Origin of the sequence: Agromyces subbeticus DSM 16689 (assembly GCF_000421565.1) — a bacterium.
In the GTDB taxonomy this organism is placed as follows: domain Bacteria; phylum Actinomycetota; class Actinomycetes; order Actinomycetales; family Microbacteriaceae; genus Agromyces; species Agromyces subbeticus.
This window is the reverse complement of record NZ_ATXG01000019.1, coordinates 1-12,413: the sequence shown is the minus strand read 5'-3', so window position 1 is coordinate 12,413 and position 12,413 is coordinate 1. Positions and strand designations below refer to the sequence as shown.

11 protein-coding genes are annotated in these 12,413 nt (G+C 69.7%); 4 read left to right on the top strand and 7 right to left on the bottom strand.

Annotated elements, in window-relative coordinates; genetic code table 11:
- Positions 1-5 precede the first annotated feature (5 nt).
- Complete coding sequence (locus tag H521_RS0118445) at positions 6-1,556, top strand: succinic semialdehyde dehydrogenase (RefSeq protein ID WP_022894492.1); 1,551 nt, start codon at positions 6-8, stop codon at positions 1,554-1,556.
- Positions 1,557-1,616: 60 nt separating this feature from the next.
- Here H521_RS0118445 and H521_RS0118440 read toward each other — a convergent pair whose 3' ends face one another.
- Positions 1,617-2,012, bottom strand: coding sequence for a sec-independent translocase (locus H521_RS0118440; protein WP_022894491.1), 396 nt, complete (start codon positions 2,010-2,012; stop codon positions 1,617-1,619).
- Between the two features lie 92 nt (positions 2,013-2,104).
- On the opposite strand from H521_RS0118440, the gene H521_RS0118435 reads away from it, so the two are divergent.
- Complete coding sequence (locus H521_RS0118435; RefSeq protein ID WP_022894490.1) at positions 2,105-2,737, top strand: O-methyltransferase; 633 nt, start codon at positions 2,105-2,107, stop codon at positions 2,735-2,737.
- A gap of 103 nt (positions 2,738-2,840) precedes the next feature.
- On the opposite strand, the gene H521_RS25610 is transcribed toward H521_RS0118435, so the two are convergent.
- From H521_RS25610 to dapE, 3 genes are all read right to left on the bottom strand, one after another.
- Positions 2,841-3,014, bottom strand: a complete 174-nt coding sequence (locus H521_RS25610; protein WP_022894489.1) for a DUF3117 domain-containing protein — start codon at positions 3,012-3,014, stop codon at positions 2,841-2,843.
- Between the two features lie 140 nt (positions 3,015-3,154).
- Complete coding sequence (locus tag H521_RS24275) at positions 3,155-4,384, bottom strand: hypothetical protein (RefSeq protein WP_022894488.1); 1,230 nt, start codon at positions 4,382-4,384, stop codon at positions 3,155-3,157.
- A gap of 16 nt (positions 4,385-4,400) precedes the next feature.
- On the bottom strand, positions 4,401-5,501 hold the full coding sequence (gene dapE, locus H521_RS0118420; RefSeq protein WP_022894487.1) for a succinyl-diaminopimelate desuccinylase: 1,101 nt from the start codon (positions 5,499-5,501) through the stop codon (positions 4,401-4,403).
- 77 nt (positions 5,502-5,578) lie between these two features.
- On the opposite strand from dapE, the gene dapD reads away from it, so the two are divergent.
- The gene (gene dapD / locus H521_RS0118415) at positions 5,579-6,535 is read left to right on the top strand and encodes a 2,3,4,5-tetrahydropyridine-2,6-dicarboxylate N-succinyltransferase (RefSeq protein ID WP_022894486.1); all 957 of its coding nucleotides are present in this window, start codon (positions 5,579-5,581) and stop codon (positions 6,533-6,535) included.
- 145 nt (positions 6,536-6,680) lie between these two features.
- Complete coding sequence (locus H521_RS0118410) at positions 6,681-9,230, top strand: penicillin acylase family protein (protein ID WP_022894485.1); 2,550 nt, start codon at positions 6,681-6,683, stop codon at positions 9,228-9,230.
- Between the two features lie 56 nt (positions 9,231-9,286).
- On the opposite strand, the gene H521_RS0118405 is transcribed toward H521_RS0118410, so the two are convergent.
- From H521_RS0118405 to fdxA, 3 genes are all read right to left on the bottom strand, one after another.
- Positions 9,287-10,612, bottom strand: coding sequence for a citrate synthase (locus H521_RS0118405; RefSeq protein ID WP_245561020.1), 1,326 nt, complete (start codon positions 10,610-10,612; stop codon positions 9,287-9,289).
- A gap of 182 nt (positions 10,613-10,794) precedes the next feature.
- The gene (gene dapC / locus H521_RS0118400) at positions 10,795-11,910 is read right to left on the bottom strand and encodes a succinyldiaminopimelate transaminase (protein WP_022894483.1); all 1,116 of its coding nucleotides are present in this window, start codon (positions 11,908-11,910) and stop codon (positions 10,795-10,797) included.
- 2 nt (positions 11,911-11,912) lie between these two features.
- Positions 11,913-12,233 (bottom strand): ferredoxin, encoded by a 321-nt coding sequence (gene fdxA, locus H521_RS0118395; protein WP_022894482.1) that lies wholly within the window; start codon positions 12,231-12,233, stop codon positions 11,913-11,915.
- Positions 12,234-12,413: the final 180 nt, after the last annotated feature.

Below are 12,413 nucleotides of genomic sequence, written 5' to 3'. Positions count from 1 at the left end.
TGCCCATGCGCGCGCCAACCGCCTCCCCCGAACTGTTCGCGAGCCTCACCGACGATGTCGTCGCGTCGGGCTCCGAGACCATCGCCGTGCCGACCCCGTCGACCGGAGACACCCTGCACGAGCTGCCTCGATCGAGCGCAGCCGATGTGCTCGACGCGGTCGGCCGCGCCCGGCTCGCCCAGCTCGCCTGGGCCCGCGCCGGCTTCGCCGAGCGACGCCGGGTGCTGCTGCGCGCGCACGACCTGCTGCTCGAGCGGCGCGAGCTGCTGCTCGACCTCATCCAGCTCGAGAGCGGCAAGACGCGCGGCCAGGCGTTCGAAGAGATCTTCGAGGCCGTATCGGTGACCCGTTACAACGCCGTCTCCGCCCAGCGCGTGCTGCGCGGCAGGCCGGTGCGGTCAGGGCTGCCGACGGTCGCGACGAGCCACGTGCGCTTTCGCCCGAAGGGCGTCGCGGGCGTCATCACGCCGTGGAACTACGCGCTGAGCCTCGCCGCGATGGACGTCGTGCCGGCGCTGGCCGCGGGTTGCGGCGTCGTGCAGAAGGCCGACGACCAGGGCGCACTCTCGATCCTCGCGCTGCGCCGGGCCTTCATCGACGCCGGAGTTCCCGAGGCGCTGTGGGCGGTCGTCGCCGGGCCAGCCGCCGAGGTCGGCGAGGCACTGACCGACGTCGCCGACTACATCTGCTTCACGGGCTCGACGGCGACCGGCCGCGTGATCGCCGAGAAGGCCGGACGACGCCTCGTCGGCGCCTCGCTCGAGCTCGGCGGCAAGAACGCCCTGATCGTGCTCGATGACGTCGACCCCGACACCGCTGCGGCGAACGCGAGTCACGCCGCGTTCTCTGCGATGGGTCAGCTGTGCGTCTCGATCGAGCGCATCTACGTGCACCAGAAGGTGGCCGGCGCCTTCCAGCGCGCCCTCGTCGAGCAACTGCGGCGAGCCAAGCTCGGCTCGACGCTCGAGTTCGACTCCGACTTCGGCTCGCTCGCGACCGCGGCCCAACTGGCGCGCGTCCAGGCGCACCTCGACGACGCGGTCGAGAAGGGCGCCACGGTGCTCGTCGGCGGCCGGCACCGACCCGACATCGGCCCGTGGTTCTTCGAGCCGACCGTGCTCACCGGCGTCACCCCCGAGATGCAGGTCTTCGCCGAAGAGACGTTCGGGGCGATCGCCTCGCTCTACCTCGTCGGCAGCGACGAAGAGGCGGTGCTCGCCGCGAACGCGAGCGACTACGGCCTGAATGCCGCGGTGTTCACCCGTTCGGCTGGTCGCGCGCGACGCGTGGCCGACGCGCTCGAGGCCGGAAGCGTCAACATCAACGAGGGCTATCGCGGCTCGTTCGCCTCGGTGGCCGCACCGATGGGCGGCGTCAAGCAATCGGGCCTCGGCCGACGCAACGGCGAGGCCGGACTGCTGCGCTTCGTCGAGCCCGTCACGATCTCGTCGGCGACCGGCCTGCTGCAGTTGCCACGCACGGCGATCGAGTACGAGCAGCAGGCGCCACTGCTCGTGCTGCTCGCCCAGGCGATGAAGGCGCTCCGGCTGCGCTGAGGCGGCCGGCACGCGGCATCCGCTCGGTCGAGTCGCCCGAGCCTGCTCACTGCCGGCGCGTCAGGTCGCTTCGGAGTCGAAGGGCGCGGGTTCGCCGGCGCCGAGCGCCTCTCGCGTGCGCTTGCGCTGCAGGTACGCCGAGTTCTCGTTGACCGACGCGCGCGCCACCACCGGTGCCGCCGCCGCTTCTTCGGCGAACGGATCGACATCGGTCAGTGCCTCGCGGATGATGCGCCGCGGATCGTACTGACGCGGGTCGAGCTTCAACCAGTCGACGTCGTCGAAGTCGGAGCCCATCTCGTTGCGCATGCGGTCTTTCGCGCCGTTGGCCATGTCGCGCAGCGATCGCACGAGGCGCCCCAATTGTGCGGCGTAGTGCGGCAGGCGTTCGGGCCCGAGCAAGAAGACAGCGATCACCCCGATGATGAGCAGCTTCTCGAACGTCAGACCGAACACCCCTACAGGATAGTGGGCGGCGAGGCGTGCAAACGCCACGTCGCCCGCGCTCTAGGCTGAGAGGGCTGAGAGATACATCCGGGAGCCGCCACGTGTCCGATCACGACCTGAACTGGAAGTACGTCGACGACTCGGTCGCGATGACCGAGCCGATCGCCAGAGCACGACAGCAGTCGCTCGAGCTCGGTGTCGAGCCGGTCTCGCCGGCCGTCGGCGCGCAACTCGCAGTGCTCGCTGCGGCGTCGCGAGCCGAGTCGATCATCGAGGTCGGCACCGGCCTCGGCGTCTCCGGCCTGTGGATGCTGCAGGCTGCACGCCGTGCACTGCTCACCTCGATCGACACCGAGACCGAGTACCAGCAGCACGCCCGTCAGCACTTCGCCGACGCCGGCATCGCCGCCGCCCGCGTGCGCCTCATCGCCGGCCGGGCCGGTGAGGTGCTGCCGCGCATGAACGAGAGCTCCTACGACATCGTCTTCATCGACGCCGATGCGCCCTCGGTGATCGAGTACGCCGAGCACGGATTGCGTCTCGCGAAGCCCGGTGGCATCGTGCTCGTCGCGCGTGCGCTCTGGAAGGGCCGCGTGGCCGATCCCGCCCGTCGCGACGAGTCTGCGAGCGCCTACCGCACGCTCATCACCGAGCTGTCGGCCTCGAGCGCAGTGGCGACGGCGATCACTCCCGCCGGCGACGGCCTGCTGCAGATCGTCAAGCTCGGCGTCTAGTCCTCGCTGGTTGACGAGGGACCGCCAGCGACCGTCTCGAAGCCCGACGACGCAAACGAATCGAGCCCCGAGAGACTCGGGGCTCGATTCGAGGATGCGTGACTCAGGCGGGCTTCACGACGCCACCGAGCACGTCGTACAGCTCCTTGGCCTCAGCGTCGTTCACCGAGACGACGAGGCGCCCCCCACCTTCGAGCGGAACTCGAACGATGATGAGTCGACCTTCCTTCACAGCCTCCATAGGCCCGTCTCCGGTGCGTGGCTTCATGGCCGCCATTGAGCTCCCCTTTCGTGGCTGAGCTTCCATTATCTGCCATCACGGGCGGTGCTGGGAAATCGCCGCGAGTCTGTGGACAACACACGACGGCACGGCTGCAGCCCGAAATGGCGCGGGCGCGGCACCGATTCATGCTCCGATCAGGGAGGCGTCCAGTCGCGCCCGTCGACGCCCCATGCGATGAGCAGCCAGCCCAGCTGCAACAGGAGGGAGAGCGCGACCATGCCCCAGCGGTACCATGCCGCGCGCGGCTGGGCCAGCGCACCGACGAGCGGGAACATCGGCACGAGGATGCGGAAGGTGCTCGACTGCGGAAAGAACACCGCGAGCAGGTAGAGCGCGTAGCTCGCGAGCCACAGCCGCAGGTCGACGCCGAGACGACGCACCGCCGGCAGAAACAGCGTCACGGCGAAGGCGGCGATGAGCGCGAGCACCACGATCGTGCCGAGCGGCTGGTGCAACCACCAGTCGCCCGACTGGAACCATGCGGTGAACGGCACGAGCTCCCGATAGCCGATGTAGGCCGACCGCCACGACAGCTCGGTCGCGGTGTAGCCGTGCAGGTTCCCGGTGACCGCCCACACGATGCCCGGCCACGCGAGCCCGACGAGGCCGGCGAACACGGCGACGGATGCCGCGAGGACGCGCTCCCGCATCGGGAACGGGTCGCGCTTCCGCGACCACCAGCGCCAGATCCAGTGCAGCCCGAGGGTGAGTGCGAAGGCGAGGGCGCCGGGCCGGGTGAACGCCCAGACGGCGATCACGGGCACGAGCCATCCGTACCGCCGATCGACGAGCAGCAGCAGCGCCAGCGCCAGCCAGAGCAGGCCGAGCGACTCGGCGTAGCCGAACTGCATGATCGGCGACACCGGCGCCACCGAGAAGAGCACGACCGCGAAGAGCGCCCGGTCGGGCTCGAGGAACCGCGACATCAGGCGGTGCGTGACGAGCGCCGCGCCGAGCCCCGCCAGCAGGGCGATGACGACGGATGCCGCGTTCCACGGAACGCCGAACCAGGTCACGACGCCGACGAGCATCGGGTAGACGGGGAGGAACGCCCACGCGTTCTCGGCCACCTGGCCGGCCTCGGTGAGCGGCAGCTCTCGAGGGTAGCCGCCCAGCCAGATGATCTGGTACCACCTGGCGTCCCAGAGGTTCGCGTACTCGAAGTACCCGGGGCGGGCACCGGTCCACGGGTTGGCTCCCTGCACGCTCGCGAGGCCGAGCACCATGACCGTGGTGATCGCCCGCGCGCCGAGGAAGATCACGACGACCTTCGCCCACCAGGGGGCGAGCCGCCAGCGCACCCGTGGCGACCATCGGGTCACGCGGAACGGGTCGGGCTCCCGCTCGACGGTCGCGACGGTCACGATGCCGGCCTCCGCGTCAGCCGGTGGTGCCCGACAGCCAGGCCCGCAGGGCCCGCTCCGTCGAGAGGATCTGCTCGACGGCCACGCGCTCGTCGTCGGCATGGGCCTTCAGTGGATCGCCCGGGCCGAAGTTGACGGCGGGCACGCCGAGGGCGCTGAAGCGCGCGACATCCGTCCATCCGTACTTGGGGCGCGCTTCGGCGCCGACCGCTTGCACGAACTGCTGAGCGAGCGGGTCGTCGAGGCCCGGTCGCGCGCCCTCTGAGCTGTCGACGATCGTGACCTCGAATCCCTCGAAGAACTCGAGCACGAATGCGGATGCCTCGGCGACGCTGCGACTCGGCGCGAATCGGTAGTTCACGTCGAGCACGGCGTCGTCGGGAATGACGTTGCCCGCGATGCCGCCCGCGATCCGCACGGCGTTGAGCCCCTCGCGGTAGGCGAGCCCGTCGACCAGCACGGTCTCGGCCTCGTACGCCGCGAGCTTCTCGAGCGCCGGTGCGAGCTTGTGGATGGCGTTCTCGCCGACCCAGCTGCGTGCGGAATGCGCGCGAAGGCCGCGGGCCCGCACCTCGGCGCGCAAGGTGCCGTTGCAGCCGCCCTCGACCTGGCCGTTGGAGGGCTCGCCGAGAATCGCGAAATCGGCTTCGAAGAGGTCGGGCCGGTTGCGCGAGAGCCGGCCGAGGCCGTTCAGCGCGGCCGCCACCTCTTCGTTGTCGTACCACATCCACGTGAGGTCGACGATGGGCGCCGTGAGTTCGAGCGCGAGCTTCAGCTGCACGGCGACGCCGGCCTTCATGTCGACCGTGCCGCGACCCCAGAGGTAGTCGACGCCGTCGATCGTCTCGAACCGGGTGGGCAGGTTGCGGTTGATCGGCACGGTGTCGATGTGCCCGGCGATGGCGACGCGACGATCGCGGCCCAGATTCGTTCTCGCGACGATCGTGTCGCCGTCGCGGATGACCTCGAGATGGGCCGCCCCGGCGAGCGCCTGCTCGATGAGGTCGCCGAGCACGCGCTCATGACCGGACTCGCTCGGCACGTCGCAGATGGCGCGGGTGATGGTCACGGAGTCGGCCGAGAGATCGAGCGGCGAGGCGGTCGCGTCGGAAGGCATGCGTCCCAGTCTACGAACGCCCCGGATGCCGCGACGCACCGCGTCACAGCCTGCCCCCGCTCGATACGCTGGACTACATGCCCGAGAACGACGTCGCCCACAGCTCGCCCCGTCTCGCCCGTGGCGCCGGACTCGCCACGACCGCCGCCGACGGCACCGTGCTCGACACCTGGTTCCCCGCGCCGTCGCTGGGCGATGCGGCCGCGGCCCCGATCGCGCCCGAACACCTGGCGCTCACGGGCCGAGACGAGCGCCGCAACGTCACGATCGACGCCGTCGACGTGGCGATCGACCTCGATGCGCCGCCCGCGAGCACGAGCGACGCCTACTTGCGGCTTCACCTGCTCTCCCACTTGCTCGTGGCGCCGAACACGGTGAACCTCGACGGCGTCTTCGGCCACCTGCCCGCCGTCGTCTGGACCAACGCGGGTCCGGTGCATCCGGCCGACTTCGATCGCCTGCGCCCCGCGCTGCAGCGCGCAGGAATCCACGCCACGGGCATCGACAAGTTCCCGCGCCTGCTCGACTACGTCACGCCCGAACGGGTTCGAATCGCCGACGCGTCGCGCGTGCGGCTCGGCGCGCACCTCGCACCGGGCACGACCGTGATGCACGAGGGCTTCGTGAACTTCAACGCCGGCACGCTCGGCACCTCGATGGTCGAGGGACGCATCTCGCAGGGCGTCGTCGTCGGCGACGGCTCGGACATCGGCGGCGGCGCCTCGATCATGGGCACCCTCTCGGGCGGCGGCACCCAGCGCGTGGCGATCGGCGAGCGGGCCCTGCTCGGCGCCAACTCCGGCATCGGCATCTCGATCGGCGACGACAGCGTCGTCGAGGCGGGCCTCTACGTCACCGCCGGCACGAAGGTCGTGCTGTTCGGCGGCGCCGGCGAGCGCCCGAGCACGGTCAAGGCGGTCGTGCTCTCGGGGGTGCCCAACCTGCTGTTCCGGCGCAATTCGCTGAACGGCCAGGTCGAGGCCCTCTCCCGCACGGGCGAGGGCGTGCTGCTGAACGCGGCGCTGCACGCGTAGCCGAGCCGCCTCGCACTCGCCGGCGCGACCGCACGCGGTCTCGACTACAGTTGATCTCCTGGCCGCCGCGGGGCGGCCCTCGTCTTGCGCATCACGAAGGAGTGGCGTGGGTACCGACGCACCGAGAACCCGTCGGCATCGGGGAGTGAGCCTCCTCATCGGCCTGCTCACCACCGTGCTCGTGCTCGCCGTCGTGGCGGCAGGGCTCGGCTGGTGGACCGTGCACCGCTCGTTCCCCACAACGAACGGCGCGATCGAAGCCGCGGGCCTCACCGCCGAGGTCACCGTTCACCGCGACGACGCCGGCATCCCCCAGCTCTACGCAGAGACCGACCACGACCTGTTCTTCGCCCAGGGCTACGTGCACGCCCAAGACCGCTTCTGGGAGATGGACTTCCGCCGCCACGTCACCGCGGGCCGGCTCGCCGAACTCTTCGGCGAGTCGCAGGTGGGCACCGACGCGTTCATCCGCACGCTCGACTGGCGGGGCGTCGCCGAGCAGGAGTTCGACATGCTCGACGAGCAGACGCGGGCCCACTACGACGCCTACGCCGAGGGCGTGAACGCCTACCTCGCCGAACACCGCGGCGCCGACCTCTCTCTCGAATACGCCGTGCTCGGCGTGCAGAACCCCGGCTACTCCCCCGAACCGTGGTCGGGGGTCGATTCGATCGCCTGGCTGAAGGCGATGGCGTGGGATCTGCGCTCGAACCTCGGCGACGAGATCGACCGTGCCCTGCTGTCGACGGTGCTGCCGCCCGACGAGGTCGAGCGCCTCCACCCCGAGTTCGCGTGGGGGCAGATGCCCACGATCATCGGTGAGCGGCCGACCGCCGCTCAGGCCGCACTCTCCGTCGCCCCGCTCCCGAGCGACGGGGTTTCGAAGACATCGGATGTCGCTGCGGCATCCGCATCCTCGCCCTCGCCCGAGTACGCCGCGGCGCTCACGACCCTGCGTGCCGCGATCGACGGCGTGCCCGAACTGCTCGGCCCCGAGGGCGGCGACCTCGGCTCGAACTCGTGGGTCGTATCGGGCTCGCTCACCGAATCCGGCCTGCCCCTGCTTGCGAACGATCCGCACCTCGGGCCGGCCATGCCGTCGATCTGGGCGCAGATGGGCCTGCACTGCGTCGAGATCACCCCCGAGTGCGGCTTCGACGTCGCCGGGTACTCGTTCTCGGGCCTGCCCGGCATCGTCATCGGCCAGAACCAGAGCATCGCCTGGGGGTTCACGAACCTCGGGCCCGACGTCGCCGACCTGTACCTCGAGCGCATCGAGGGCGACTCCTACGAGCTCGACGGCGCGCTCGTGCCCCTCGCGATCCGCGAGGAGACGATCGAGGTCGCCGGCGGCGATCCCGTCACGATCAGCGTGCGATCGACGGCGCGCGGGCCGATCGTGACCGACATCGATGCCGACTTCACCGCGGTCGCAACGGGGTTCCCAGCGGCATCCGCGCAGCCCGACGGCGACTACCAGGTGTCGCTGCAGTGGACCGCCCTCACGCCGGGCACCACCGCGCGCGCCATCTTCGCGCTCGATCGGGCAGCCGACTGGAACGCGTTCCGCACCGCCGCCGCGATGTTCGACGTACCGTCGCAGAACCTCGTCTACGCGGATGTCGCCGGCAACATCGGCTATCAGGCACCGGGCCGCATTCCCGTGCGGCTGTCGGGCGACGGCACGATGCCCCTTCCCGGCTGGACGAGCACCAACGGCTGGTCGGGCACCATCGGCTTCGACCAGCTGCCGTCGGTGCTGAACCCGCCCGCGGGCTACCTTGTCACCGCCAACAACGCGGCAGCCGGGCCCGACGGCCCCCTGCTCACCGAGGACTGGGACTACGGCTATCGCGCCGCCGCGATCGAGCGTCTCATCGGCGAGCAGCTGGCCTCGGGCGAGAAGTTCACGGCCGACGCACTCGCGCAGATCCAACTCGACACGAGCGACGCGAATGCGGCAGCCTTCCTGCCGGTCATCGAGTCGCTCGATCTCGACGGCGATGCCGCACGCGGCGCCGAACTCCTCGCGGGATGGAATGGACGGGCCGATGCCGACAGTGCACCGGCGGCCTACTTCGCGGTGTTCTGGCGCACACTGCTCGACGAGATGTTCGGCGATCTGCCAGAAGCGACGCGGCCACAGGGCGGCGACCGCTGGTTCACCGTCGTGGGCACACTCCTCGACGAGCCCGACTCGACGTGGTGGGCGAACTCAGACGGTGAAATCGCCGGCCGCGACGCGATGATCGAGCATGCGCTGAGCGCCGCGTGGGGCGAGGCCGAAGACCGCATGGGCTCCAACACCGACTCCTGGCGCTGGGGGCGGCTGCACACGCTCACCCTCACGAACCAGAGCTTCGGTGAATCGGGCATCGGCCCGATCGAGTGGCTCTTCAATCGGGGGCCCTACGAGCTCGGCGGCGGCTCGTCGGTCGTGAATGCGATCGGGTGGGACGCGAGCGTCGGCTACGGCGTCGACTGGGTGCCCTCGATGCGAATGGTCGTCGACCTGGCCGACCGCGACGACTCCCTCTGGATCAACCTCACGGGCGCCTCGGGCCACGCCTTCCACCCGAACTACGACGACCAGGCCCCGCTCTGGCAGCGCGGTGAGTTGCGCGAGTGGGCCGTCACGACGGAGGCGATCGAGGCGAACGCGCGCGACACCCTGCGTCTCACGCCCGCCGACTGAGAACGCGAAACGCCGGTCGCCGCCCGAGGGCGACGACCGGCGTTTCGGTCGGTGCGTCAGGCCGTGGGGTAGTGCCGTTCGGCTTCGCCGATGTACAACTGCTGCGGGCGGCCGATCTTGGTCTGCTGGTCGAGGTTCATCTCGCGCCAGTGCGCCATCCAGCCGGGCAGGCGGCCGATCGCGAAGAGCACGGTGAACATGCGCGTCGGGAAGCCCATCGCCTTGTAGATGACGCCCGTGTAGAAGTCGACGTTCGGGTAGAGCCGGCGCTCTTTGAAGTAGTCGTCTTGGAGCGCGAACTGCTCGAGCTCCTTCGCGATGTCGAGCAGCGGGTCGGCGACGCCGAGTCCGGCGAGCACCTCATCGGCCGACTGCTTGACGATCGTCGCGCGCGGGTCGTAGTTCTTGTAGACGCGGTGCCCGAAGCCCATGAGCTTCACGCCGTCTTCTTTGTTCTTGACCCGCTCGACGAACTTCTCGACGCCTTCGCCCGAGTCGCGGATGCGGGCGAGCATCTGCAGCACCGCTTCGTTGGCACCGCCGTGGAGCGGGCCCGAAAGCGCCTGGATGCCGGCGGAGATCGAGGCGTAGAGGTTCGCGCCGGTCGAGCCGACGAGCCGCACGGTCGACGTCGACGCGTTCTGCTCGTGGTCTTCGTGCAGGATCAGCAGGCGATCGAGGGCGGTGGAGAGCACCGGGTCGACCTCGAACGGCTCTGCCATGTTGCCGAAGTTGAGCTTCAGGAAGTTGTCGACGAACGAGAGCGAGTTGTCGGGGTAGAGGAACGCCTGCCCGATCGATTTCTTGTGCGCGTACGCCGCGATCACCGGCAGCTTCGCGAGCAGGCGGATCATCGTCAGCTCGACCTGCTCGGGGTCGTTCGAGTCGGTCGAGTCCTCGTAATAGGTCGAGAGGGCCGAGACCGCGCTCGAGAGCACCGACATCGGGTGCGCGGTGTGCGGCAGCGACGAGAAGAAGCGCTTGAGGTCTTCGTGCAGCAGCGTGTGATGGCGGATCTTCTCGTCGAACTCGCCCAGTTGATCGGCCGTCGGCAGTTCGCCGTAGATGAGCAGCCAAGCGACCTCGAGGTACGTCGAGTTCGCGGCGACCTGTTCGATGGGATAGCCGCGATAGCGGAGGATGCCCTGCTCGCCGTCGATGTAGGTGATCGCCGATCGCGTCGAGGCGGTGTTGACGAATCCGTAGTCGAGCGCCGTCAACCCGGTCTGGCGAGTCAACGTCGAGACGTCGATGCTCGAGTTGCCTTGCACTGAACGGTGCACGGGGAACTCGGCGGTGGTGCCGCCGAAGCTGAGGGTGGCAGCCTGGGGGGTCTCGGCGTGGGGGGTCTCCCCTGCCGCTTTCTTCACGACGTCGTTCACGGCGCCTCCTGTGATCGTCACTTGCGCGGTCACCTGCTTTCCGGTCGAGACCGGGTGGTCGGCCGCAATCCGAATACAGCCTAGACGGGCTCGCGGCACACTGTCGCATCCGCCAAGAGATCGTCGCTTCCATTGGCGGTGATCACCAGCACCGCTTCGCGTTGCCGGTGAGCGAGCGGATGTCACGCCGTGACGGAGGCCCGAAGCCGCTCAGCGGCGGTCGCGATGTGCTCGTCGCTCGCCGTCAGCGAGAGCCGAACATGCTCGGGGTGATGCACGCCGTAGAAGTGTCCGGGCCCGCCGACGATGCCGAGGTCGGCCAGCCGCCCGATCGAGTCCCAGGCGTCGCGCCCCTCGCTCGCCCAGAGGTAGAGGCCTGCCTCGCTGTGGTCGATGCGGAGCCCGGCTGCCTCGAGAGCCGGTTTCAGCACGGCGCGGCGCGCGCGATAACGCTGCTTCTGCACGGCGACGTGCTCATCGTCGCGCAGGGCGGCGAGCATCGCGGCCTGCAGCGGTTGCGCGAGCATGAGCCCGGCGTGCTTGCGCACGGTGGTGAGTCGGCCGATCACGGTACTGCAGCCGGCCACGAAGGCGGTTCGATAACCCGCCATGTTCGATTGCTTCGAGAGGGAGTAGGCGACGAGCGTGTTGTGACGGTTGCCGTCGGTCACGCGCGGGTCGAGCAGGCTCGGCACCGGCGTCTCGGCCCACTCGCCCTCCCATCCGAGCTCGGCGTAGCACTCGTCGCCGACGATGACGGCGCCGAGCTCGAGCGCCCGCTCGCGCGCGGCGCGCAGTTCGTCGATCGACAGCACTCGGCCATCGGGATTTCCCGGGCTGTTCAGCCACACGAGCTTCGTCGCAGCGGGCCACTCGCTCGGGTCATCGGAGGCCATCGCCCTGGCGCCGACCAGCACCGCCCCCATCTCGTAGCTCGGGTAGGCAGCCCTCGGGTGCACGACGACATCGCCCTCACCCAGGCCGAGCAGGAACGGCAGCAGGGCGACGAGCTCTTTGGAACCGACGGTCGGCAGCACGTTCGCCGCCGTGAGCCCGGTCACGCCGCGGCGCCTGGCGAACCAGTCGACGATCGCCTGGCGCAGCTCGCCGGTGCCCGTCGTCTGGGGGTACGCGTGCGCGTCGGTCGCGTTCACGAGCGCTGCGCGCACGAGGTCGGGCGTCGGGTCGACGGGCGAACCGATGGAGAGGTCGATGACTCCGCCCGGGTGCGCCGCCGCGCGCTCGCGGTAGGGCGCCATCAGATCCCAGGGATAGTCGGGCAGCTCGCCGCGCGCCATGCTCAGTGCGCCTGGGGCGGCAGCGCCGAGATCACCGGGTGATCCTTCGGGATGACGCCGATCTTCGCGGCGCCGCCCGGCGAACCGATGTCGTCGAAGAACTCGACGTTGGCCTTGTAGTAGTCGGCCCACATCTCGGGAAGGTCGTCTTCGTAGTAGATCGCCTCGACGGGGCATACGGGCTCGCAGGCCCCGCAGTCGACGCACTCGTCGGGGTGGATGTAGAGCGAACGCTCACCCTCGTAGATGCAGTCGACCGGGCACTCGTCGATGCACGCACGGTCTTTCACGTCGACACACGGAAGGGCTATGACATAGGTCACGGTGGCTCGCTGTCCCTTCGAGAAGCTGGATCTTCAGTCTAGGCGTCGCGCGGGCGCGCGGAGGGCAGCTTGGGCCAGGCGACCACGAGCACCGCGATGAGCGCCGGGGCGATCGACCACACGGTGCCGGTCAGGTCGCCGACGATGATCACCGAGCCCCCGGGGCCGGGCAGTGTGAGC